23 protein-coding genes are annotated in these 24,270 nt (G+C 61.8%); 18 read left to right on the top strand and 5 right to left on the bottom strand.

Annotation, left to right across the window (positions count from 1 at the left end; genetic code table 11):
• Positions 1-35 precede the first annotated feature (35 nt).
• Both LLY24_RS01465 and LLY24_RS01460 read right to left on the bottom strand, forming a co-directional pair.
• Positions 36-338 (bottom strand): hypothetical protein, encoded by a 303-nt coding sequence (locus LLY24_RS01465; RefSeq protein WP_259034489.1) that lies wholly within the window; start codon positions 336-338, stop codon positions 36-38.
• Positions 331-2,667 (bottom strand): FdhF/YdeP family oxidoreductase, encoded by a 2,337-nt coding sequence (locus LLY24_RS01460; protein WP_259034488.1) that lies wholly within the window; start codon positions 2,665-2,667, stop codon positions 331-333. Before LLY24_RS01460 ends, LLY24_RS01465 begins: the two co-directional genes overlap by 8 nt.
• 216 nt (positions 2,668-2,883) lie before the next feature.
• Between LLY24_RS01460 and djlA the strand changes: the two genes are divergently transcribed.
• Positions 2,884-3,645: a co-chaperone DjlA gene (gene djlA / locus LLY24_RS01455; protein WP_259034487.1), complete on the top strand. Its 762-nt coding sequence runs from the start codon at positions 2,884-2,886 to the stop codon at positions 3,643-3,645.
• 6 nt (positions 3,646-3,651) lie between these two features.
• Here the strand turns inward: djlA and LLY24_RS01450 are convergent, their stop codons facing one another.
• Together LLY24_RS01450 and ribA are read right to left on the bottom strand one after the other, a co-directional pair.
• Positions 3,652-4,935, bottom strand: a complete 1,284-nt coding sequence (locus LLY24_RS01450; protein WP_259034486.1) for an SLC13 family permease — start codon at positions 4,933-4,935, stop codon at positions 3,652-3,654.
• Positions 4,936-5,165: 230 nt separating this feature from the next.
• Positions 5,166-5,795, bottom strand: coding sequence for a GTP cyclohydrolase II (gene ribA / locus LLY24_RS01445; protein ID WP_259034485.1), 630 nt, complete (start codon positions 5,793-5,795; stop codon positions 5,166-5,168).
• A 275-nt stretch (positions 5,796-6,070) separates the two neighbouring features.
• Between ribA and LLY24_RS01440 the strand changes: the two genes are divergently transcribed.
• From LLY24_RS01440 to LLY24_RS01380, 13 genes are all read left to right on the top strand, one after another.
• Complete coding sequence (locus tag LLY24_RS01440; RefSeq protein WP_259034484.1) at positions 6,071-8,974, top strand: monovalent cation/H+ antiporter subunit A; 2,904 nt, start codon at positions 6,071-6,073, stop codon at positions 8,972-8,974.
• Positions 8,974-9,315, top strand: coding sequence for a Na+/H+ antiporter subunit C (locus LLY24_RS01435; RefSeq protein WP_227389961.1), 342 nt, complete (start codon positions 8,974-8,976; stop codon positions 9,313-9,315). Before LLY24_RS01440 ends, LLY24_RS01435 begins: the two co-directional genes overlap by 1 nt.
• Complete coding sequence (locus LLY24_RS01430) at positions 9,315-10,934, top strand: monovalent cation/H+ antiporter subunit D (RefSeq protein WP_259034483.1); 1,620 nt, start codon at positions 9,315-9,317, stop codon at positions 10,932-10,934. Before LLY24_RS01435 ends, LLY24_RS01430 begins: the two co-directional genes overlap by 1 nt.
• Before the next feature lie 41 nt (positions 10,935-10,975).
• Positions 10,976-11,425, top strand: coding sequence for a Na+/H+ antiporter subunit E (locus LLY24_RS01425; protein ID WP_259034482.1), 450 nt, complete (start codon positions 10,976-10,978; stop codon positions 11,423-11,425).
• 12 nt (positions 11,426-11,437) lie between these two features.
• The gene (locus LLY24_RS01420; protein ID WP_345799631.1) at positions 11,438-11,716 is read left to right on the top strand and encodes a K+/H+ antiporter subunit F; all 279 of its coding nucleotides are present in this window, start codon (positions 11,438-11,440) and stop codon (positions 11,714-11,716) included.
• Entirely contained in the window at positions 11,713-12,126 is a 414-nt protein-coding gene (gene mnhG, locus LLY24_RS01415) for a monovalent cation/H(+) antiporter subunit G (RefSeq protein WP_259034481.1), read from the top strand. Before LLY24_RS01420 ends, mnhG begins: the two co-directional genes overlap by 4 nt.
• Before the next feature lie 115 nt (positions 12,127-12,241).
• Positions 12,242-13,354, top strand: a complete 1,113-nt coding sequence (hemE, locus tag LLY24_RS01410) for a uroporphyrinogen decarboxylase (protein WP_259034480.1) — start codon at positions 12,242-12,244, stop codon at positions 13,352-13,354.
• A complete protein-coding gene (speE, locus tag LLY24_RS01405) occupies positions 13,354-14,217 on the top strand; it encodes a polyamine aminopropyltransferase (RefSeq protein WP_259034479.1) in 864 nt (287 codons plus the stop codon). Before hemE ends, speE begins: the two co-directional genes overlap by 1 nt.
• A 166-nt stretch (positions 14,218-14,383) precedes the next feature.
• A complete protein-coding gene (locus tag LLY24_RS01400) occupies positions 14,384-15,394 on the top strand; it encodes an amino acid ABC transporter substrate-binding protein (protein WP_259034478.1) in 1,011 nt (336 codons plus the stop codon).
• 310 nt (positions 15,395-15,704) lie between these two features.
• The gene (locus LLY24_RS01395; protein ID WP_259034477.1) at positions 15,705-16,745 is read left to right on the top strand and encodes an amino acid ABC transporter substrate-binding protein; all 1,041 of its coding nucleotides are present in this window, start codon (positions 15,705-15,707) and stop codon (positions 16,743-16,745) included.
• 95 nt (positions 16,746-16,840) lie between these two features.
• A complete protein-coding gene (locus LLY24_RS01390) occupies positions 16,841-18,031 on the top strand; it encodes an amino acid ABC transporter permease (protein ID WP_259034476.1) in 1,191 nt (396 codons plus the stop codon).
• An 18-nt stretch (positions 18,032-18,049) separates the two neighbouring features.
• The gene (locus LLY24_RS01385; protein ID WP_259034475.1) at positions 18,050-19,150 is read left to right on the top strand and encodes an amino acid ABC transporter permease; all 1,101 of its coding nucleotides are present in this window, start codon (positions 18,050-18,052) and stop codon (positions 19,148-19,150) included.
• 63 nt (positions 19,151-19,213) lie between these two features.
• On the top strand, positions 19,214-19,942 hold the full coding sequence (locus tag LLY24_RS01380) for an amino acid ABC transporter ATP-binding protein (protein WP_259034886.1): 729 nt from the start codon (positions 19,214-19,216) through the stop codon (positions 19,940-19,942).
• Here LLY24_RS01380 and LLY24_RS01375 read toward each other — a convergent pair.
• Positions 19,939-20,544 carry a histidine phosphatase family protein gene (locus LLY24_RS01375; protein WP_259034474.1) on the bottom strand — a complete coding sequence of 202 codons (606 nt, stop codon included), beginning with the start codon at positions 20,542-20,544 and terminating at the stop codon, positions 19,939-19,941. The two genes, LLY24_RS01380 and LLY24_RS01375, sit on opposite strands and share 4 nt — an antisense overlap.
• A 192-nt stretch (positions 20,545-20,736) precedes the next feature.
• Between LLY24_RS01375 and phnD the strand changes: the two genes are divergently transcribed.
• The 4 genes from phnD to phnE (LLY24_RS01355) are packed head-to-tail and all read left to right on the top strand — an operon-like array spanning position 20,737 to position 24,189.
• Complete coding sequence (gene phnD / locus LLY24_RS01370) at positions 20,737-21,720, top strand: phosphate/phosphite/phosphonate ABC transporter substrate-binding protein (RefSeq protein ID WP_259034473.1); 984 nt, start codon at positions 20,737-20,739, stop codon at positions 21,718-21,720.
• Between the two features lie 54 nt (positions 21,721-21,774).
• The gene (gene phnC / locus LLY24_RS01365; RefSeq protein ID WP_259034472.1) at positions 21,775-22,578 is read left to right on the top strand and encodes a phosphonate ABC transporter ATP-binding protein; all 804 of its coding nucleotides are present in this window, start codon (positions 21,775-21,777) and stop codon (positions 22,576-22,578) included.
• Entirely contained in the window at positions 22,565-23,386 is an 822-nt protein-coding gene (gene phnE, locus LLY24_RS01360; RefSeq protein WP_259034471.1) for a phosphonate ABC transporter, permease protein PhnE, read from the top strand. The genes phnC and phnE (LLY24_RS01360) overlap by 14 nt, the downstream gene beginning before the upstream one ends.
• Complete coding sequence (gene phnE / locus LLY24_RS01355) at positions 23,380-24,189, top strand: phosphonate ABC transporter, permease protein PhnE (protein WP_259034470.1); 810 nt, start codon at positions 23,380-23,382, stop codon at positions 24,187-24,189. Before phnE (LLY24_RS01360) ends, phnE (LLY24_RS01355) begins: the two co-directional genes overlap by 7 nt.
• Positions 24,190-24,270: the final 81 nt, after the last annotated feature.

The following is a 24,270-nucleotide window of genomic DNA, read 5'->3' as shown; positions in this document are numbered from 1 at the left end:
CGTGCTAACGATTTATCAGCTTGGCCTGAATCAGGTTAGTCTGAAATAGCGTCTTCGCCAGTAGCCGTGCCTTGGCGACTTGGGCGCACCTTGAGCGCGGGGCTGGCGCCGCCTGCCGGGCGAGCATCGATGAAGCCCCGGGCGTTTAGCTCGGCGCAGGCGCGCCGCACCAGAGCATGTTCGAGGGTTAGGCGGCGGGCGATGGTCGCCGAGGAGAGCTCACCTACGCCCGCCCCCTGGTAAACGGCGAGCAGCACCACGCTCGTCAGCGCATCCAACCCTGGATGCGCTGCCTGAAGGGCGGCGAGCTCACGCGCCAGCGCTTCGCTATCAGGCAATCCGACGGCTCGCTTCCAGGCGCACGGCTATCGACTTCGACGCCGGAGTGTGGCTCTTGTCGCCTTTATGATCGAGCGGAATCAGCGGGTTGGTTTCGGGGTAGTAAGCCGCTGCGCAGCCCTCGGGGGTATCGAAGGCGACGATCTTGAAGCCATCGACGCGGCGCTCGACGCCATCATTCGACTCGCCGATCAAATCGACCCACTGCCCCGCCTCGAAGCCCAGCCGGTCGATATCGGCGCGATTGAGGAATATCACCTGGCGCCCGTTTTCGATGCCCCGGTAGCGGTCGTTATAGCCGTAAACGGTGGTGTTGTACTGATCGTGCGAGCGCATGGTTTGCAGCGTCAGCCAGCCGTCGCGCGTAGCCAGCTGCTGGTGCATCACGCCTTCGGGCAGAGGGCCGCTTGAGAACTCGGCCTTGCCGCTCGAAGTCGGAAAGCGCAGCTCGAAGGCCGGGTTAGTTAGCCAGAAGCCGCGCGGGACACGCACCCGGGTATTGAAGTCCTCGAAGCCCGGGATGACTGCGGCAATATGCTCGCGGATGACGTCGTAGTCTTCGCGCATCGCGGCCCAGTCGACCACGTCGTTATCGAGGCCCGCGTCGTCGAATAACCGCTCGGCGATGCCGGTGAGAATGGCGATTTCAGAGCGTAGCGTTTTGTCCACCGGCGTGTTGATCCCGGCCGAGCCGTGCACCATGCTCATCGAGTCTTCGACGGTGATCAGCTGCGCTTCGCCCGCCTGGTTACGGTCGATTTCGCTACGCCCGATGCAGGGCAAAATCAGCGCCTCTTCGCCGGTGATCAGGTGGCTACGGTTGAGCTTGGTACTGATGAAGGCGGTCAAGCGGCAGTTGCTCATCGCTCGCTCGGTGACGCGGCTATCGGAGATGGCGCGGGTGAAGTTACCCGCAAGACCGATGAAGACCTTACCCCGCGCATCGCGCATGGCCTCGACGGCGGCCACCGAATCGACCCCGAAATCACGCGGCATGGCGCGGCCGTAGCGCTTCTCCAGGGCATCGAGCAGCGCCTTGGAGGGCTTCTCGAAAATGCCCATGGTGCGGTCGCCCTGGACGTTGGAGTGCCCCCGCACCGGCGAGGTACCAGCGCCGAGCTTGCCCAGGTTGCCGCAGAGCATGAGCAGATTGACGATCTCGCGCACGGTCACCACCGAGTGCACGTGCTGGGTGATGCCCATGGCCCAACAGATGATCGTCGCCTTCGAGCGGGCATAGAGCTCGGCGGCCTGCTCGATCTCATCGCGACCAAGGCCCGACTGAGCCTCGATATCGGCCCAGCTGGTCGCCTCGACGCAGGCGCGGTAGGCCTCTAGATGGCGCGTGTGCTGGGCCAAAAAGTCGTGATCGAGTACCGTTTCACCGGCAGCGTCGCGCTCGAACAGCGCCTTGGCCATGCCGCGCAGCACCGCCATGTCGCCGCCAAGCTTGGGGCGAAAGTAGTGCGAGCTGATGCGGTGGCTGCCGTTATGCAGCATCTCGAGCGGCTTTTGCGGGTCGGCGAACTTCTCCAGGCCGCGCTCTTTCAAGGTGTTGAACGTAACGATATCGGCGCCGCGCTCGGCTGCCTCGCGCAGGGTGCCGAGCATACGCGGATGGTTGGTGCCGGGGTTCTGGCCGAAAACGAAGATCGCCTCGGCGTGCTCGAAGTCCTCCAAGCGAACGCTACCCTTACCGGTGCCCAGCGCCTCGCCTAGCGCCACGCCGCTCGCTTCGTGGCACATGTTGGAGCAGTCCGGCAGGTTGTTGGTGCCGTAAAGGCGCGCCAGCAGCTGAAAGACGTAGGCCGACTCGTTACCCGCCTTGCCGGAAGTGTAGAAAATAGCGTCATCGGGCGTGGGCAGCGCCTTGAGCTCGCGGGCGATGAGATCGAGTGCGGCGTTCCAACCAATCGGCTCGTAGTGGTCAGTATCGGCGTTGTAGCGCATCGGTTCGACCAAGCGCCCCTGATCCTCGAGCCGGTAGTCGTCCCAGCGCTTGAGCTCGCTGACGCTGTGTTTGGCGAAGAACTCTCGCGTGACGCGCTTGGACGTGGCTTCCCAGGTGACTGCCTTGACGCCGTTTTCGCAGAACTCGAAGGAGGAGCCGTGTTCGGGGTCGCCCCAGGCGCAGCCAGGGCAGTCAAAGCCGTCCGGCTGGTTGAGCTTGAACAGCGAGCGCGCGTTCATACCAGGCGAGCGGCCATGAAGTAAGTGCTTGCTCACCGCCTTAAGCGCCCCCCAGCCACCAGCCGGATTACGATATTCGAAGACTTTGGGGTCTTTGGCCGGGGTATCGGGCGTAGTATCGGTATCGGTCGTGGACATGGAGAGCCTCCTGGCAGGCGAGATAGATCATTCTTGGGAGCAGGGCAGTCTTAGCGACGCGCGTTCATGCTGCATTCATGGCCTCCATGTTAGTACCTTTGCCCATGAAATTGGATGCTGGCGTGTAAGGCGAGTTCATCTCAAGCGCAAGGCTGCTATCCTTTTAACCGCGTTTCGATGTCCTTTTTCGACCTTGATACAGGTACTCAATACACCATGTTAGTGATGATGCTTCTCTTCGGTTTGATCGGTTACGCCCTGGGCGGCTGGATGGGGCTACTGCTCGGTGGCGGGCTTGGCTGGTGGCTGTCGAACCGCCTACGCCGTCGCCTGCTAACGGCGCGCATGCAAATTCAGGAAGGCTTTCTCGATTCGATCTTCGCCGTGATGGGATGCCTGTGCCAAGCCGATGGCAAGGTCAGCGAAGGCGAGCTCGGCGCTGCCGAGAAGGTCTTCGACCAAATGCGCCTACAGGGCGAACAGCGCGCCCAGGCGCGGCGCGCTTTTGAACGCGGCCGAGAGGCCAATTTCGATCTCGACGCCGAGCTTGCCCGCGTTAGCCAGCTCACCCAACGCCAGCCGATTCTGCGTCAGCTCTTTTTGCAGGTTCAGCTCACCGCCATCGCCGCCGATGGCGTACTGCATCCCGAAGAGCACGCTATGATTCTGCGCGTGGCGCGCGGCGTCGGCTGCAGCGAAGCCGAAGTCCAGCAGATCGAAGCCATGCTGCACGGCGCCTCCGCCAACGCCCACGCCTCAAGCGAAGAGAGCCTCAAGGACGCCTACCGCGTGCTCGGCGTGAGCGAAAGCGCCAGCGACGCCGAAATCAAGAAAGCCTATCGCCGCTTGATGAGCCAAAACCACCCCGACAAGCTTGCTGGCAAGGGGCTGCCAGAGAGCATGCGCGAGGTGGCCCAGCAGCGCACCAGCGAAATTGGCAACGCCTATGAGCGTATTCGCCAGGCGCGTGGCGGCTAGCCGGAGTCAGCCCGTGCTCAGCACCACCGGCCCCCATAGGCAGAGGAAGATCGCCATGATGATGGTGATCGGCAATCCGGATACCAGGTAGTCCTTGAACCGATAGCCCCCGACAAGCACCTGGCTCATGGCCACGGCTCCGATGGGCGTGGCCGTGGCCACGTTGGAGGCCACGGCGATGGCCAGAGCAAAGGCGTAGGGGTCGTAGCCGAGCGTAGCGGCGATCTGAATGAAGATCGGCGCCATCATCGCTGCGGTGGCGGTATTGGACATCAAATTGGTCAACAGCACCGTCAGCAAAATGCTGGCCGCGTAGAGAATCCAGAAGTTGTCACCGATCAGCGCCACGGCGCCATCGGCCAGCATCCGCCCAGCCCCCGAGTCGTTCATCCCCGCCGCGATCCCCTGGGCGAAGACCAACAGCAAGATGGTGTTCCAGTCGATGCGCTGCATGCAGGGTTTGAAATCGACGCAGCGGGTCGCCAGTACGATGGCCGCGCCGATAATGGCGGTAATCCCGATCGGAAACAGGCCACTGACGAACGAGACGATACAGAACAGCATCGTCAGCCCCGCAATCCAGGTCTTCCCGGAAATCGCGATCTCTTCGCCCTGGGGCACGTCGCTACTCGCCTCGTCGGAGAAATCGAAGGTCTTGTTCTGTACGCGATAGCCGATGAAGGCGACGTAAAGAATCAGCAAGATGAAGCAGGGCCCGGCCAGCAGCGCAAAATCGAAAAGGCCGATGGGGGCAAAGTCGTAGGACTCCAGCACGTTGTTGACCAGCGGCTGGGGCGTCGACCCTACCAGGGTCATGGTGCCGCCGATGGAGGCGGCAAGCGCAATCGGCATGAGCAGGTTCTTGTTACGGATGCGCCCGCCCGATTTGGCGGCGATGGCGCCGACCAGGGGTATGAAGGTCGCCATGGTCGCGGTGTTGCTCAAAAACGCCGAAAGCGACCCGGTAACCAGCATCAGCAGAATGATTAGCGATAGCTCGTTTTGCACGAAGCGGCTTTTGACGATCTTGTTACCGATATAGAGCACCAGTCCGGTTTGGAATAGCGCATCCCCGACGATCATCATGCCAAAGACCAGCATGACCACCGTACTGGCGAAGCCTGCATAGACGCTTTCGGGGCCAGTGGTGCCGAGAAGATAGAAGGCGAGTGCCGAGAGCAGTGCCGTCACCGCGATCGTAATGCGGTCGATGATGAAGGCGATGAGGGTCACGATGATGATGATGATGGCGACCCACGACTTGTCTAGCTGGAGAACCCAGTCAAGCATTCGAGAAGTCCTTATGAGCGTAAGTTCAGGGGGAGATAACGGGCATTACGTGACGCCCGTTTTTGTTATGGTCGACGCCCGGTGCGGCGAAGGGTCGCATTTAGCCAACCGCCCCCTATCTCGAACAAGAGAAAAAAAGTGCCGAATCCATTCCATACGCTCATGGAAAGCGCCGTCATCGCGACGGTAGTTAGTGTGCTATTTGTCAATCCCACCATGGTCGTGGCGGGTTAGCGGTCGCGGTCGACGTCCTGGGCCTGAATGAAATCATCCAGCGCCATCATATGGCCGAGCTTGCCCGCCTTGGTCGAAAGGTAGTGTTCGTTATGCGGATTGAGGCCCGTGGTTAAAGGCACGCGCTCGGTCACGTTGACGCCATCGCGGGTCAGGGCATCGACCTTACGCGGATTGTTGGTCATCAGTTTGAGGCCGGTGACGCCGAGATGGTCGAGCATCGGCGTGCAGATGTCGTAACGGCGCATGTCGGCGCCAAAGCCCAGACGCTCGTTGGCTTCGACCGTATCGGCGCCTTGATCCTGTAGGTTATAGGCGCGGATCTTGTTCAACAGGCCAATGCCGCGGCCTTCCTGGCGCAGATAGAGAAGCACCCCACGGCCCTCTTCGGCGATACGCTTGAGCGCCGCTTGGAGCTGATAGCCGCAGTCGCAGCGCATGGAGAAGAGCGCATCTCCGGTCAAACACTCCGAATGCACCCGCCCAAGCACGGGTTCGCCCCCGCTGACATCGCCAAGCGTCAGCGCGACGTGCTCCTTACCGGTCGCCTCGTCCTCGAAGCCATGCATGGTGAAGGTGGCCCAGGGCATGGGCAGCCGACAAGCGGCAATGAAGCGAATGGTCACGTATTACCCCACGGATCAACCAAAACGGTATTGAGCGGAGCTAGTTTAACAGGAAGCCATTTCCGTCTCACTGCTGTTGACCTAGACAAGGCAGATAACGCTCGCACGATTAACCGCGACAATACGGCATGAAACTCCGAGTATTTTTAAAGTAGTATTGGGACGACACACGTATTTTCCACGATATAACTGTATGGAAAAGGGGCAATTTCAAATGCCCATCCGTTCAGAGAGCAAAGCGCCAGCCACGCCATCACCGATAGTTCTGGATTCCCATGCTGCTACTTTCACTAATTGCAGGGCCTTTCATTGCCAGTCTCGTCGCCGCCTTACTGCCGACGGATGCCCGTAACCGCGAGTCTTGGCTGGCGGGCATCGTGGCGCTATCCGGGCTGCTGGTCACAAGCTACCTGTACACCCAGCTGGGTGCAGACGGGGTGGTGCAGCGCGAGTTCGACTGGCTGCCGGCGTTCGGGCTGAACCTGGTGCTGCGCATGGATGGACTGGCGTGGCTGTTCGCCATGCTGATCCAGGGGATCGGACTGCTCGTGGTCATCTACGCACGCTACTACATGTCGCCGAAGGACCCGGTGCCGCGCTTCTTCTCCTTTCTGCTCGCCTTCATGGGCTCGATGCTCGGGGTGGTGCTGTCGGGCAACCTCATCCAGCTGGTGGTGTTCTGGGAGTTGACCAGCGTGACCTCGTTTCTGCTCATCGGCTACTGGCACCACCGCGCCGATGCCCGGCGCGGCGCACGCATGGCCTTCACCGTCACCGCAAGCGGCGGTCTTTGTCTGCTGATCGGGGTCTTGCTGCTCGGGCACATGGTGGGCAGCTACTCGCTGGACGTCGTACTGGCCTCCGGGGACGTGATTCGCGAGCACGACCTGTATCTTCCCATGCTCGTGCTGGTCGCCCTCGGCGCGCTGACCAAGAGCGCCCAGTTCCCGTTCCATTTCTGGCTTCCCCACGCCATGGCGGCCCCGACCCCGGTCTCGGCCTTTCTGCACTCCGCTACCATGGTCAAGGCCGGCGTGTTTTTGCTGATGCGCCTGTGGCCAGCACTTTCGGGCACGCCGGAGTGGACCTGGATCATCATGGGTGCCGGGGTCTGCACCATGCTGATCGGCGCCTTCACCGCCATCTTCCAGCACGACCTGAAGGGGCTGCTCGCCTACTCGACCATCAGCCATCTTGGGCTGATCACCGTTTTGCTGGGTATCGGCACCCCGCTGGCGCTGGTCGCCGCGGTCTTTCATACCTTCAACCATGCGACGTTCAAGGCCTCCTTGTTCATGGCAGCGGGCATCATCGATCACGAGACCGGCACCCGGGACATGCGCCACCTTCGCGGGCTCTATGCGTCGCTGCCCTATACCGCGACCCTGGCGATCGTCGCCAGCGCCGCCATGGCCGGGGTGCCGCTGCTCAACGGCTTCATCTCCAAGGAGATGTTCTTCGCCGAGGCACTGGCGGTGGGCTCGGCCCGCAACTGGGGCATGTCCATCGCCGCCGTCTTGATGGGCATCTTCGGGGTGGCCTACTCGTTGCGCTTCATCTACGTCTTCTTCGGCCGACAGCCCGATGACCTGCCAAGACAACCCCACGAGCCGCCACGCTGGATGCGCTTTCCCGTGGAGTTTCTGGTGCTGTGCTGTCTGGTCGTGGGGATCATTCCGGGCCTGAGCATCGGTCCGTTTCTGAGCGCGGCGGTCACGTCGGTGCTCGGTGAGGCCGTGCCCTACTATAGTCTGGCGGTCTGGCACGGCTTCAATCTGCCGCTGGCGATGAGTCTTCTCGCCCTGGCGGGTGGGGTGGCACTGTACGCATGGCTACGGGCTCGCTACGGATTGATCCAGTCCACCTACGTGCCCTTTCTCGGGCGCTTCAACGGCAAGCAGGCCTACGAGAACACCATGCTTCGGCTGTCCGCCAGCGCCTCGCTTCTGGAGAAGCTGCTGGGTACCCGCCGCCTGCAGCCCCAGCTTCTGCTGATGATCGTGCTGCTGCTGGCGGTGCCGACGCTGATCGTGCGCCCGGTGTCACTTCTCGCTCTGCCCGCCAACGGCGAGTTCTCCTGGTTGTTCGCCGGGCTCTGGGTAATCGGCGCCGTCTGCGCTCTCGGGGCGGCTTGGCAGGCCAAGTACCATCGCCTAGCGGCGTTGAGCCTGGTCGGTGGCGTCGGAATCACCGTGAGCCTGGCCTTCCTGTGGCTGTCGGCTCCGGATCTGGCGCTGACCCAGCTCATGGTAGAGACCATCACGACGGTGCTGATCCTGCTGGGCCTGCGCTGGCTGCCGCCGCGGATCACTCCGAGGGAGCTGAACATCACCCCGTCCCGGCGCGCACGGCTGCGCCGCGCCCGGGATATGGTGGTGGCGGTCTGCGCGGGGCTCGCCATGGCGCTGGTCAGCTACGTCGCGCTGCTGCGCGGCCCGTCCACCGGGGGGATTTCCGACTTCTTCCTGACCCGCGCCTTGAGCGAAGGCGGCGGCAGCAACGTGGTCAACGTACTGCTGGTGGATTTCAGGAGCATCGACACCCTGGGCGAGATCGCGGTGCTGGCCATCGTTGCTCTGACGGTCTACGCCCTGTTGCGGCGCTTTCGCCCGGCTCCGGAAAGCCTGCCGATTCCCGCCCAGCAGACCAACAGCGTCGACCCCGCTGCGGGTCAGACACCGATCCAGCAGGTGGAGATCGGTTACCTGAAGGTGCCCAGCGTCTACCTGCGCCTGTTGCTGCCGATCATGGGGGTCATCGCTGCCTACTTCTTCATTCGCGGGCATAACCTGCCCGGTGGCGGCTTCGTGGCCGGGTTGACCTTCTCCGTCGCCATCATCGTGCAGTACATGCTGGCCGGCACCCAGTGGGTGGAGAGCCACCTGCGCCTGCAACCCCACCGCTGGATCGCCTTCGGGCTCTGGATCGCCTGCGTGACAGGCATGGGGGCCTGGCTTCTGGGCTATCCGTTCCTGACCAGCCATACCGCCCACTACACGCTGCCGGTACTGGGCGAGATCCACCTGCCCAGCGCCTTCGTCTTCGACTTGGGGGTCTTCGGCGTGGTGGTCGGGGCCACGCTGCTCATCCTCACCGCCCTCGCGCACCAGTCCGTGCGCAGCCACCGCTTGCCGGCCACCACGGCGGCGCCCGTCGCCGCTCACAAGGAGATCTTCTGATGGAAGCCGTGATCGCCATCGCCATGGGCATCATGTTCGGCGCCGGGGTCTGGCTGCTGCTGCGCCCGCGAACGTTCCAGGTCATCACCGGCCTGCTGCTGGTGTCCTACGCGGTCAACCTGTTCATCTTCATCATGGGGCGGCTCACTCTCAACCGGCCGCCGCTGACCCTGGCGGAAGGGACCATCGACCCGGCGCTCTACGCCGACCCGATGCCCCAGGCGCTGGTGCTGACCGCCATCGTCATCGGCTTTGCCACCACGGCGCTGTACCTGGTGGTGATGATCGGCGCCCGGGGTCTGACCGGCACCGACCACGTTGACGGCAAGGAGACCCACTGATGCCTCTTTCCTGGGTTCAACACCTGATCCTGGCCCCGATCCTGGTGCCCCTGATCGTCGGCGCCGGGCTCGTGCTGATCAACGAGCGCCATCACCAGCGCAAGTTCCTGATCAACCTGGCGGCCACCCTGTCGATGCTTTGCACCGCCGTGGCCCTTCTGCTGCTGACGGACCAGGAGCACTGGCCGGCGGGTATCGGGGTGTATCTGTCCGCCAACTGGGCGGCGCCGTTCGGCGTGGTGCTGCTGGTCGACCGGCTGACGGCGGTGATGCTGCTGCTATCTTCGATGCTGGCCAGCGCCTCCCTGATCTTCGCCATGACCCGCTGGAGCCGGATCGGGGTCCACTTCCATTCGTTGTTCCAGTTTCTGATGATGGGCATCAACGGGGCTTTTCTGACCAACGACCTGTTCAACCTGTTCGTGTTCTTCGAGGTCATGCTGGCGGCCTCTTACGGCCTGGTGCTGCACGGCTACAACACCACCCGTATCCGGGCGGGGATGCAGTACATCGTCGTGAACCTCTTGGCGTCGTTCTTCTTCTTGATCGGGGTGGCCTTGATCTACGCCACCGCCGGCACGCTGAACATGACCGACTTGGCCGGGCGCCTAGAAGGGCTGAACCCGGAGGACCTGGTGCTGTTGAAGATCGGCGTGGTGATCCTGGCCCTGGCGTTTCTGACCAAGAGCGCCATGTGGCCGCTGGGCTTCTGGCTGCCGACCACCTACTCCGCCGCTTCGCCCCCGGTGGCGGCGATGATGGTGCTGATGACCAAGATCGGCGTCTACGTGCTGATTCGCCTTTGGCTGTTGCTGTTCTCCGAGGGTCCTGCGGCGGGCTTCGGCTTCGATCTGCTGCTCGTCGGCGGGCTCGCGACTCTGGCCTTCGGCACCATCGGCATCCTGGCAAGCCAGGAGCCCGGGCGAATGGCGGGCTACGCCGCGGTCATCTCCTCCGGCACGCTGCTGGCGGCGGTGGGCTACGGTGAGCCGGCCCTGATCAACGTGGCGCTGTTCTACATGATCAGCTCGACCATCGCCGTGGCGGCCTTCTTGCTGTTGATCGAACTCGTCGAACGCATTCGCGTGCCGGGAGCCGCCATGCTGGCGCTGACCATGGAGGCCTTCGGTTTGGAGGACAAGCCCGGCGAGCCCGTGGGCAAGGCCATTCCCGGAGCGCTGGCCTTTCTCGGGCTGGCGTTCGCCTGCTGCGCCCTGATCATCACGGGGCTTCCGCCGCTGTCCGGGTTCATCGCCAAGTTTGGGCTGTTCCATACCCTGCTCGACACAAGTTCTGTCGGCGCCGGTATCGATCTGATCACCTGGATCATGATCGCGTTGGTGGTGCTGTCGGGACTTGCCGGCATCATCTCGCTGATGCGCTTTGGTGTGCGCACCTTCTGGGCGGCCCAGAACCCGGCGGCCCCGCACCTGCAGCGCTCAGAGGTCATGCCGATCACCGCACTTTTGCTGGTGTGCGTGCTGCTCACCGCTCAGGCGGGCCCGACCCTGGCCTATCTCGAACGCAGCGCCGAGCCGTTGCGCCAGCCAGCGCTCTATCTCGATCGTCTGGAGGCGTCGCAGACGGTGGATGGTTCTCTGACGGAGGCCGCGCTATGACCCGCTGGCTTCCCTCCCCGGTCCTATCCGCGGCGCTGCTGGTGATGTGGCTTCTGCTGAGTCAGAGCATCGCCCCCGCCCAGATCCTGCTCGGCGCCGCGATCGCCCTGTCCGCGCCGCTTTTGGCCAGGTCCCTGCGCCCGCTCGCTCCGGCGCCCTTTCGCAAGCCCTGGGTGCTGGCTCGGCTGCTGTTCATGTCGATGGTGGAGATCGTGCGCTCGTGCTTCAACGTCAGCCGCATCATCTTGTTCAAGTCCAAGGGGGTAGAGTCCCAGTTCATTCGTATTCCCCTCGATCTCAAGGACCCTTATGGACTGGCACTGCTGTCGTGTCTGATCAACTCGACCCCGGGGACGGTCTGGGTCGAGCAGTTGCCCGGCTCGAACGACCTGGCCCTGCACGTCTTCGACCTTCACGATGAGCAGTGGTGGATCGATACCATCAAGACCCGCTACGAACAGCCATTGATCGAGATCTTCGACCATGAATAAGGAGCGTTTCTCATGACGGCTCTGCTCTCTTTAGCCATCGACATCACCCTGCTGAGCGTCATTTTGGCGATGCTGTTGTGCATGATCCGGCTCCTGCTGGGGCCCACCGCCCAGGACCGAGTGCTCGCCCTCGACACCCTCTGGATGTGCGCCATGCTGCTGGCCCTGGCCCTCGGCCTGCGCTTTGCCAGCGTCATCTATTTCGAAGCGGCGATGCTGATCGCCCTGACGGGCTTCGTCTCCACCGTCGCCCTGACCAAGTTCCTGATGCGCGGCGAGGTGATCGAATGACCCCGGAACTCGACACCCTCCCGGTCTGGGTCAGCCTGCCAGTAGCACTGCTGTTGCTGCTGGGTAGCACCATCGTCTTGATCGGCGCGCTGGGTTTGGTAAAGTTGCCGCACTTTTTCCAGCGCATTCACGGACCCGCCATCACCATCACCCTCGGCACCGGCGCCATTCTCGTGGCCTCCATGATCTACTTCTCGGCGCTCCAGTCCCGGTTGGTGATCCATGAGGTGCTGATCACCGCGTTCATCATGCTGACCGCGCCGGTGGTCGCCATGCTGATCATGCGCACCGCCGTATACCGCGACCTGCGCGCCCGAGAGCGGGGTAAGGCGCCTCCCACGGACCAGAATGGCAAAGTCGGCGAGGTCTATCCTTTCTCGACGAAAAAGTCTTTCTCGACGAAGAAGTGATGTGGCGGCGAGGCGACCACGACCATCCGTCTTCGCCGCCCCAGACGCCCGCTGGGATCTGACGTACACTGGCCGTCCTTCAAGCGCGGCCCGCCCATTGTCCAAGAGCCTTGTCATGACCACGACTTTCCTGCACAACGACCGCTTTCTTCGCGCGCTGGCGCGCCAGCCCGTGGACCGCACCCCAGTCTGGATGATGCGCCAGGCCGGGCGCTACCTGCCGGAGTACCGCGCTAGCCGCGCCGATGCCGGTAGCTTCATGGACCTGTGCCGCAATCACGATTTGGCCTGCGAGGTGACTCTGCAGCCGCTGGAGCGCTATCCGCTGGATGCCGCCATCCTGTTCTCGGATATCCTCACCATTCCGGATGCCATGGGGCTCGGGCTCTACTTCGAGACCGGCGAGGGGCCGAAATTCAAAAAGACCGTGCGTACCCCGGAAGAGGTCGCCGCGCTTACCGCGCCCAATGCCGAGCGCGATCTGGATTACGTTATGCGGGCGGTTTCGACCATCCGCCGCGAACTGAATGGCCGCGTACCGCTGATCGGCTTCTCCGGCAGCCCCTGGACGCTAGCCACCTATATGGTCGAGGGCGGTTCGAGCAAGGACTTCCGCCACGTCAAGACCATGCTCTACGACACGCCGGATGCCATGCACCAGTTGCTCGACACCCTGGCCCAGGCGGTCACCGACTACCTCAACGCCCAGATTCGCGCGGGCGCTCAGGCGGTGCAGATCTTCGACACCTGGGGTGGGTCACTGTCGACGCCAGCGTATCTCGAGTTCTCCCTGCGCTACATGGAACAGATCGTTTCGGGCTTGATTCGTGAGCACGACGGCCGCCGGGTACCGGTGATCCTGTTCACCAAAAACGGCGGCCAGTGGCTCGAACACATCGCCTGCGCCGGTGCCGATGCGCTGGGCCTGGACTGGTCTACCGAGCTGAGCAACGCCCGTGCCCGAGTGGGCCATAAGGTAGCGCTTCAGGGCAACCTGGACCCCAACGTCCTCTTCGCCCGCCCCTCGGCGATCCGCGCCGAAGTCGCGCGCGTATTGGAAAGCTTCGGCGCCGGGCCTGGTCACGTCTTCAACCTGGGCCACGGCATCAGCCAGTTCACCCACCCAGATAACGTCACCGCCTTCATGGAGGCGCTGCACGAACTCAGCCCGCAGTACCATCAGGGTATTCCGACTCACTCCCCCACCCCCACCTCAGGAGCCAATTGATGAGCGAATTACGCGACGACCAGTGGTTTACCGAAGTCTTTGACAGCCACGGCAGCGCCTTCTCGCTGAAAGTCTCTGAAAAGCTGCTGGATGTGCAGAGTGAGTACCAGCACCTGGAAGTTTACGCCACCGAAACCTACGGCAACCTGATGGTGCTCGACGGCTGCGTCATGCTCACCGACCGCGACAACTTCCTCTACCACGAGATGATCGCCCACCCGGTGCTCTTTACCCACGCCGACCCCAAGCGCGTAGTGATCATCGGCGGCGGTGACTGCGGTACGCTCAAGGAAGTGCTGCGCCACGAGGGCGTAGAGAAAGTGACCCAGATCGACATCGACGAAGAAGTCACCAAGGCCGCCGAGCGCTTCTTCCCGAGCCTGGTCGAATCCAACCACGATCCGCGTGCGGAGCTTCTGTTCGCCGATGGCGTGAAGTGGGTCGACGAGGCCGAAGACGACAGCATCGATGTCTTGATCATCGATTCCACCGACCCGGTAGGGCCTGCCGAAGGGTTGTTCAAGACCGACTTCTTGAAGCGCTGCCACCGCATTCTCAAGCCGGGCGGCATCATGGTGCAGCAGAGCGAGTCACCGCTTTACCACAGCGACTCGATCATTCGCGAACTGCGCGGCGATATGAAAAAGGCGGGCTTCGAAAGCGTCGCTACTCTGCCCTTCCCGCAGCCGGTCTACCCCTCTGGCTGGTGGAGCGTGACGCTGGCCGGTAAGGGCGTAAGCGTCGAGCGTTTTCGTGAAGAGGCCGCCACCGCCACTCAAATGCCGCTTCAGTACTACACGGCTGAAGTCCACCGTGGCGCCCTGGCGCTGCCGCCGTTTATGCGCCAAGCGTTCGCTGAGTAGGCCAAACGAATAAATAGGCCAGCGGATAAAAAAGCGTTTAGATAATAAATGACGCCTAGAGAACAAATGGCGCATAGTCGAAGGCCGGGCACTGCTCGGCCTTTTGCGTTTCATCCTGCGCTGTTTTCGTACCGCTCTTTCGTACCGCCACGTTAAGGAACAACAAATGAATAACGTTCGCTGGTTGGGTGCTTCTCTTTTGCTAATGGCGCCATCGCTTGCCCTGGCAAGCACGCTGGAAACCGTACAGGCGCGGGATAGCCTGCGCTGCGGTGTCAACGCCGCCCAGCCGGGCTTCTCGGCGCTGGACGACGACGATACCTACCAAGGGCTCGATACCGAGATCTGCCGCGCCGTGGCCGCTGCCGTGTTCGGCGATGCCACCAAGGTGGACTTCGTCCCCCTGGACTCGGTCGAGCGCTTCGCCGCGCTCCAGTCGGGTGAAGTCGATTTGCTTGCCCGCACCACCACCTGGACCTCGCAGCGCGATACCACCATGGGCCTCAACTTCACCGGCGTGAGCTACTACGACGGCCAGGCCTTCATGGTGGCGAGCGATCTAGGCGTACAGAGCGCCCAGGAGCTCGACGGCGCGGCGATCTGTACCCAGTCGGGCACTACCAGCGAACTCAACCTCGCGGACTACTTCCGCACCCAAGGCATGGAGTTCACCGCCGTGGTGTTCGATTCACCCGAGCAGTCGATCGTCGGCTTCGAGGCGGGCCGCTGCGACGTGCTCAGCACCGATGCCTCGCAGCTCTACGCCCAGCGTATTCAGCTGGCCGACCCCAATATGGCGGTGGTACTGCCCGAGATCATCTCCAAAGAGCCGCTGGGTCCGGCGGTGCGCCAGGGCGACGACCAGTGGTTTAACATCGTCAAGTGGTCACTTTTCGCCATGCTCAACGCCGAGGAGTACGGCGTTACCAGTGAGAATGTCGATGAAATGCTCGCATCCGAAAACCCCGACATCGCCCGCCTGCTGGGCCAAGACGGCAACTATGGCGAGGGCATGGGCCTTGCGGCCGACTGGGCCTACGCCATCGTCAGCCAAGTAGGCAACTACGCCGAGATCTATGCCCGCACGGTGGGTGAGGCATCGCCGTTCAACATTTCCCGCGGCCTGAACGCGCTGTGGAAGGATGGCGGCATTCAGTACGCCCCGCCCATTCGATAAGTTCATACGCTCGATGAGGTGCCTCGCTATCTTGCCGACGGCGTCATCGAGCGCATCCCTCGACATTCGTCATGTCGATCACGCACCAAAACGGCGCGCCCGCTAGCGGCTGGCGCACCGTTTTGCCGCTGCACTTTGGTAGAAACGTGCGTGGAACTGCGTTGAAAATGCACCGACCTCGCGCTGCGGTTTTTCTGGCATCTTCCTTGCTAGCGTTAAGGGTCATGCTTTGCATGCCGAAAACGCGTCATAACGCACAATTACACAGCTCTAATTACGAGATAGCACCATCTCGAGGAAGGGGACTTACATGCTGAATAAGAAAAAACGGGTATTGATGACCTCTGCAGGCGCCATGTCACTACTCGGCGTTGCTACCTTCGGTGCGGCGGCGGCCAGCGCCGATACGCTACAAGAAACCATCGACCGCGGCGCGGTACAGTGTGGCGTCAGCGACGGCCTGCCCGGCTTTTCCGCGCCGGATGGCGACGGCAACTGGCAGGGTCTGGACGTGGACGTGTGCCGGGCAATCGCCGCCGCCGTGCTCGGTGACGCCGACGCCGTCAACTACATTTCGCTGAACGCCGTCGAGCGCTTCACTGCGCTGCAGTCCGGCGAGGTCGACGTGCTTTCGCGCAACACCACCTGGACCACTACGCGCGACACCACGCTGGGGCTTAACTTCGCCGGGGTCAATTTCTACGACGGCATCGGCTTCATGGTCAGCCGCGATCTTGGGCTATCCAACGCCTCCGAGCTCGATGGCGCCGCCATCTGTATCCAGTCAGGCACCACGACCGAGCTCAACGTGGCCGACTACTTCCGCGCCAACGACATGGAATTCGACCCCATCGTTTTCGACACCTCCGAGCAGACCGTGGGTGGCTTCCAGGCCGGACGCTGCGACGTGCTGACGTCGGATACTTCGCAGCTTGCGGCGCTACGCATCCAGCTCGACGACCCCGAAGGCGCGGTCATCCTGCCCGACATCATCTCCAAAGAGCCGCTGGGCCCGGTGGTACGCCAGGGCGACGACATGTGGTTCAACATCGTCAAGTGGTCGCTGTTCGCCATGCTCAACGCCGAAGAGTACGGGGTTACCAGTGAGAACGTCGACGACATGCTCGAATCCGAAAACCCCGACATCGCCCGCCTGCTGGGCCAAGACGGCAACTATGGCGAGGGCATGGGTCTCGAAGCCGATTGGGCCTACAACATCGTAAGCCAAGTGGGCAACTACGCTGAAAGCTTCGAGCGTAACGTCGGCATGGGCTCACCGCTTGAGATCGAACGCGGCGCCAACGCGCTGTGGAACCAGGGCGGCTTCCAGTACGCACCGCCGATTCGCTAAGCGTCTCGTTTGACCGGCCCGCCTCGGAGGTACGTATAAGCGTACACCATGGGCGGGCCCTTCGATTGCCCCTGCATATCGCGGAGACGCCTCCCATGTCGGTAAGACCCAACGCTCGCCCCGTCGGCCACAAGCCGCCGTTCTGGCGCGACCGCGCCAAACGCGCGCTCATTTTTCAGTTTCTGCTGATCACGGCCGTCATCGCCTTCTTGCTCTACATCGTCGGCAACGTTCAGGCCAACCTTTCCGCTCGCGGTATCACCACGGGTTTCGGCTTTCTCGACAACACCGCCGGGTTCGGCATCGTCCAAAGCTTGATCGACTACTCCTCCCAGAGCACTTATGGGCGCACCTTTTTGGTCGGGCTGCTCAATACCCTGCTGGTCGGTGGCCTTGGGGTCGTGGCGGCGACGCTAGTCGGCTTCATCATCGGAATCGCTCGGCTCTCGCCCAACTGGCTGATCGCTCGCTTGGCCTCTGGCTATATCGAGACCTTTCGTAACATCCCGCTACTGTTGCAGATTTTCTTCTGGTACTTCGCCGTACTGCGCACCCTTCCAAGCGCCCGCGATAGCTTCTCCTTTGGTGAGGTGATGTTCTTGAACGTGCGCGGGCTCTACCTGCCCGAGCCACTGTTCGAATCTGGCTTTGGCCTGGTGCCGCTGAGCCTCGTCGTCAGCGTCATCGCAAGCGTTGCGCTGATCCTCTGGAACCGGCGCCGACTCGATGCCACGGGCAAACGCCTGCCGGTCGTGTGGCTGACGCTTGCGCTGATCATCGGTTTACCGCTTGTGGTCATCGTCGCCACCGGCGTGCCCATCACCTGGGACGTGCCCGAGCTTCGCGGTTTCAACTTCCGCGGCGGGGTGACGGTAATCCCCGAATTTCTTGCCCTGTGGCTGGCGCTGACCATCTATACCGCCGCCTTCATCGCCGAGATCGTGCGTTCGGGCATCCAGGCGATCTCTCACGGCCAGACCGAAGCAGCGCAGGCATTGAGCCTGCCGCGCAACCTGGTGCTGCGCCTAGTGGTGATTCCCCAAGCACTGAGGGTGATCATCCCGCCGCTGACTAGCCAGTACCTCAACCTGATCAAGAACTCATCGCTTGCCACGGCCATCGGCTATCCCGATCTGGTTTCGGTGTTTGCCGGTACCACGCTGAATCAAACCGGACAAGCGATCGAGGTGATCGCCATGACCATGGCGGTGTATCTGAGTATCAGCTTGTTGGTATCGATGTTCATGAACTGGTTCAACGCCCGTGTGGCGCTGGTCGAACGCTAGGCCGACGAGGATGCTTGCATGATTCACCACAACGAGATGATTCCCCAGCGTCCGGCGCCGCGCCATACCCTCGGCCCCGTGGCGTGGTTACGCACCAACTTGTTCAGCGGCCCGGTCAATACGGTACTCACGCTGCTGGCGCTCTATCTGCTCTATTTGCTGATCGTACCGACGGTGAAGTGGGCCATCATCGATGCCAACTGGCTGGGCAGCACGCGAGAGGACTGCACCGCCGAGGGCGCCTGCTGGGTCTTCATCAAGGCGCGTTTCACCCAGTTCATCTACGGCCTCTACCCGCGCAGCGAGATCTGGCGGGCCAACATCGTCTTCGTGCTGTTCTTTGCGCTAATCGCCTGGCTTGCCATTCCGCGCCTGCCGCTCAAGCGCTGGGTGGCCCTGTTCGCCCTCGTGGCGTTTCCGGTGATCGCTTATGTGTTGCTCCACGGCGGCCATTTCGATCTGCCCCGCGTGCCCACGCACCGCTGGGGTGGGCTGATGCTGACCCTGCTGCTCGCCACCGTCGGTATGGTCTGCGCACTGCCCATCGGCGTGGTCTTGGCGCTGGGGCGGCGCTCCAACATGCCCATCGTCAAGAGCTTCTGCGTGCTTTTCATCGAGTTCTGGCGCGGCGTACCCTTGATCACCGTGCTATTCATGGCCTCGGTCATGCTGCCGCTGTTTCTGCCCTCGGGTATTACCGTGGACCGCCTTGTCCGCGCGCTGATCGGCTTGACGCTCTTCCAGAGCGCCTATATGGCCGAGGTGATTCGCGGCGGTTTGCAGGCAATCCCCAAGGGCCAGGAGGAGGCCGCTGCCGCACTCGGCATGACCTACTGGAAGCGCATGGGTCTGATCGTTCTGCCTCAGGCGTTGAAGATGATGATCCCCGGTATCGTCAACACCTTCATCTCGCTGTTCAAAGACACCACCCTGGTCATGATCATCGGGCTTTTCGACCTGCTCGGCATCGTTCAGGCGGCGCTGGCCGATTCGCGCTGGCTTGGCTACTCGCTCGAAGGCTACACCTTCGCCGCGCTGATGTTCTGGATCTTCTGTTTCAGCATGTCGCGCTACAGCCAGTACCTCGAACGCCGTCTCAATACCGGCCACAAGCGTTAACGCCGCTTACCCGATTTCAAGGATAACCTTATGAGCGAAGCAGCTTTGAAACCTCAAGACCTGATGGTCGAAATGCGCGGCGTCAACAAGTGGTACGGTGATTTTCACGTGCTGCGCGACATCCATCTCGACGTCAAGCGCGGAGAACGGATCGTCATCTGCGGGCCTTCCGGCTCCGGCAAGTCCACCTTGATCCGCTGTATCAACCATTTGGAGGAGCATCAGCAGGGCGATATCGTCGTCGGAGGTGTGCCGCTGACGCAGGACGTCAAGCGTATCGAGCAGATTCGGCGCAGCGTGGGGATGGTGTTTCAGCACTTCAATCTCTTTCCCCACCTCTCCGTGCTTGAGAACTGCTGCATCGCGCCGATGTGGGTACAGAAGAAGTCACGCAAGGAAGCCGAGGGGCTGGCCATGCAGTATCTGGAACGGGTACGCATCGCTGAGCAGGCCAAGAAGTACCCGGGCCAGCTCTCCGGCGGTCAGCAGCAGCGCGTGGCCATCGCCCGTTCGCTCTGCATGCACCCTGATGTGATGCTGTTCGACGAACCCACCTCGGCGCTCGACCCGGAGATGATCAAGGAAGTACTCGACGTCATGATCGAGCTCGCCAACGAAGGCATGACCATGCTCTGCGTCACCCACGAAATGGGCTTTGCCAAGACCGTGGCCGACCGGGTCATCTTCATGGATCAGGGCCAGATCATCGAGGAAAACGCGCCCGAACCCTTCTTCAACACCCCCCGCTCCGAGCGCACTCAGCTCTTCTTGAGCCAGATCCTCGGTCACTAAGCCATGGCACGCGCGCCGATCAGGGTAATACTGGCCGGCGCCAGCGCAGGCTGCTCGCGGTGTTCGGTGAGCGGCCTGCCTGAAAGCGCCGTAAGCAAAATCTGCAGCGGATCGCCGTGGCTGACGATCAGCAGCGTTTCATTGGCGACCGCCGCCTCCCACTCGGCAATGACCGCCTCTAGGCGCGCCGCTACGCTCGAAAGCGCCTCTACCTGACGATAGCAGTGCTCCCCACTAAGAGCGTCTTGCGCCCACACCTCTGGGTAATAGCGGTCCGCTTCACCGTCGAGCTCACCAAAGTGACGCTCGCGCAGGCGCACATCCGCCGTCATCTCGAGCCCAAAGGCATCGGCCACGCGCTGCGCTGTCTGGGTAGTACGTAAAAAATCCGAATGCACCACCCGCGTTGGCAGCGGCCAGCGCCACTGCGTAACGCACTCGGCCAACTGGCGCTCGCCCTGCGCGGAAAGACCATACGCGCTCACGCCCTTTTCAGGGGCACTGACGATCAGTCCTTGCCGATTGGCTTCACTATGGCCGTGACGCATCAGTAGGTAGCGGTTGCGCCAATGGTCGAAGATGGGGGGTAAAGGGTTTGACATAGGATTGTCACAAACTCTAGATTGATCTTATTGGTTTTCAGAAATAAACATATTCGACGTCAAATGTACATTTTCGAAACGCTTAGCGCCCTCATAAGCGCCGTATAAAGAAAAAGAGAACATTTGCCGACTATCTTTCCTGCCACGACCAATACACTAGTGCCATAAAAACAAACGCCCACGAGGTTCACAATGATGATCAAGCTGCTACCTAAGCGCCCGCTCGCGCTGCTGACTGCCTGTACCTTACCGCTACTGTTCTCGCTGACGGCAAACGCCGACTGCGAACGCGGTGATTTGGACGAGATGTTTTGCGATGAAAACGGCGACATGGTCGCCGACCGGCCCGCCGACGAGTCGCAGTGGGCCAACCCCGATACGCTGATCTTCGCCTACACGCCAGTGGAGGATCCCGCGATCTACTCCGACATCTGGCAGCCCTTCATCGATCACCTTTCCGAGGTGACCGGGCGCGACGTGCGCTTCTTCGCGGTACAGTCCAACGCTGCCCAGGTCGAGGCCATGCGCAGCGGACGGCTGCATATCGCTGGGTTCTCGACCGGCCCCACGCCTTTTGCGGTCAACCTCGCGGGCGCGGTGCCTTTTGCGCTGATGGGCTCCGACGATGGCCAGTTCGGTTATACGCTGCAGATCTTCACCCACGCAGATTCCAATATTCACGAGCTGGAAGACCTCAAAGGCAAGCGCGTGGCGCACACCTCGCCCACCTCCAACTCGGGTAACCTCGCGCCCAGAGCGCTGTTGCCTGAGCTCGGTATCGTACCCGACGAAGATTACGAAGTGGTGTATTCCGGTAGCCACGACCAATCGATGCTCGGCGTGGTCGCCCGCGACTACGACGCCGCACCGGTGGCTTCCGAAGTCGTCGAGCGCATGGCCGCGCGCGGCCTCTATGATGAAGACGACGTGCGCGTGATCTATGAATCCGACCGTTTCCCCACCACCAGCTACAACTACGCCTACAACCTACACCCCGATCTCGTCGAGAAGATCGAAGAGGCGTTTTTCACCTTCGATTTCCGTGGCACCGAGCTCGGCGAGGAGTTCGAGGGCGTCGAGAAGTTCATCCCGATCAATTACCAGGATAACTGGCAAGTCATTCGCACCATTCAGGCAGCCAACGGTGTGACTTACACCCGCGAAAACCTGGAGTGATGAATCGGGCGCCACGCCACGGCGCCCATCGACTTCTGCGAAGGATAAGACGCCATGCTGGAAATTACCCAACTGGTCAAACGCTATGGCCAGAACGAAGCGGTACTCAAGGGATTGGATCTCAAGGTGGAGGGCAATAGCGTTGTCTCGATCGTAGGCGCTTCGGGCGCGGGTAAAAGCACCTTGCTACGCTGCATCAATCGGTTGGAAGAGCCTACCTCGGGCTCGATCACGCTCAACGGCACCGAGCTCGTTCACCTCAAAGGGACAGCTCTGCGCCAAGCGCGCCGTAAAATCGGCATGGTGTTTCAGGGCTTCAACCTGCTCGATAGGTTGACCGTAATGGAGAACGTATTGGCGGGCCGCCTTGGCTACGTCAATCTCTATCAGGCGATCACCCGGCGCTACCCCCAGGCCGATATCGAACGCGCTTTCTCTCTGATGGAGCGCGTCGGTATTGCTCACTATGCCAACAAGCGCGCCGACCAGCTTTCCGGTGGCGAACGCCAACGGGTGGGCGTGGTACGCGCACTGATGCAGGAGCCCGATGTTCTGTTGGCCGACGAGCCTACCGCCTCGCTCGACCCGCGCACCTCCGAACAGATCATGATGCTGCTGCAAAGCCTTGCCTCCGAGCTGTCCCTGCCGGTTTTGATCAACATTCACAACGTCGCGCAGGCCAAAACCTACACCGAGCGCATCGTTGGGCTTCGCCATGGCACCTTGATCTTCGATGGCGCCCCAGCCGACTTCAATCATGATGCGCTGGACGCCATCTACGGCGGTATCGAAACGCCCGACGAGTCCGTTACCGGGCAGCCGCCAGCAGCGGGGGAGCATGCTCATGGCCTCGCCTGATCGCAGTGCGCGCGGCGAACACGCGCCGCGCACTTGGCGCAAGCCACCGTTCATTGCCAATCCGCTGGTGCGCTACGGCATCATCGTGGCCGTGGTGGCTTATCTCATCTGGGCCTTTGGCTCGCTGCCCTTCAACTGGACGCGTATCGCCGAAGGGCTGCCGCGCGCGGCGCGCATCTTCAGCGGCGGTTTTCCACCCAGCTTCGAACGTTTCGGGCTACTTCTTACCGGTTTCAAGGAGAGCTTTCAGATCGCCATACTGGCGACGCTGCTGGGGGTAGCGCTGTCGATTCCGTTTGCCGTCATGGCCGCACGCAACATCGCCCCCATGCCCATCTATCTGTTAGGGCGCGCCATCATCATCGTGTCGCGTAGCTTCCATCCCGTCATCGTGGCGATTCTCTTCGTCGCGGCGGTCGGCTTCGGCCCCCTGGCGGGCATTCTGACGCTGACCCTTTATTCCATCGGCTTCGTCGGCAAGCTGTTAGCCGAAGAGATAGAGGAGATCGACTGGGGTCAGGTGGAGGCCATGCGCGCCTCGGGAGCGGGCTATCTGGCAACGCTTTTCTATGCCGTCTTTCCGCAGATTCTGCCGCGTCAGGTCGGGCTATCGATGTATCAACTGGACAGTAATCTTCGCGCATCCGCCGTCGTCGGCATCGTCGGCGCCGGGGGGATCGGTAGTACCTTGATGAACGCCTTTGGACGCTACGACTACGATTTCGCCTTCGCGATTTTACTGATCATTATCGCCGTCATCCTGCTCAGTGAGGGCATCAGCGGCTGGGTGAGGAAAAAGATATGGTAGATCACGCACAGGTACTTTCCGAGCGCGTCTGGCAGCGCCACGATCCCAAGCAGCGCCTTATCCGCTATGGGGTAATGCTAGGGGTCGTGATGGCCGTGGTATGGGCGGTGCGCGATATCGACATCTTCTGGCCCTGGGTATGGGACGCACCCACGCAAATCGCCAACTTGGGCGGGCGCATGTGGCCACCCAGCGCCGCCGGGTTCGGTAACATCGTCAATGCGCTGCTGGAAACCGTACACATCGCCACCTTGGCGACGTTTCTGACGATCTTTCTGGCGCTGCCGGTTGCCTATATCGCGGCCCAGAACACCACACCCAATCGGTTTTGCCTATGGCTTGGCCGCTTCATCCTGGTCGCTAGCCGCTCGGTCAATACCATCATCTGGGCGCTGCTGTTCGTGGCCATTTTCGGGCCTGGGGTGCTGGCCGGCATTCTCGCCATCGTGTTTCGCTCCATCGGCTTCATCGGCAAGCTGATGGGTGAGGCCATCGAGGAGATTGACCGGCGGCCGGTAGAGGCCATGGAAGCAACGGGGGCATCTAAAGCTAAGGTCATCGCCTACGCCATCGTGCCGCAGGTCATGCCCGCCTTCTTCGCTATCGTGATTCTGCGGTGGGACATCAACGTGCGCGAATCCACCGTGCTTGGCCTGGTAGGAGCGGGCGGCATCGGCGTCATTCTCCAAGGCGCCATCGATACCTTTGCCTGGCCTACCGTTGCGACCATTCTGATCGCCATCATCGCACTGGTGCTCGTCGGCGAAGCCATCACGAGCCTCTTACGGCGCCGCGTCATGTAGCAATAGGCGCCGTAACGATCTGATTCTTTGACGGTTTGACCAAATCACATTCCCTTGCCATGGTTAGATGACACCCATGGC

This window comes from Halomonas dongshanensis (assembly GCF_024790395.1).
Taxonomy (GTDB): domain Bacteria; phylum Pseudomonadota; class Gammaproteobacteria; order Pseudomonadales; family Halomonadaceae; genus Vreelandella; species Vreelandella dongshanensis.
The sequence above is the reverse complement of the archived record's forward strand: the minus strand, read 5'-3'. Positions and strand labels throughout refer to the sequence as shown.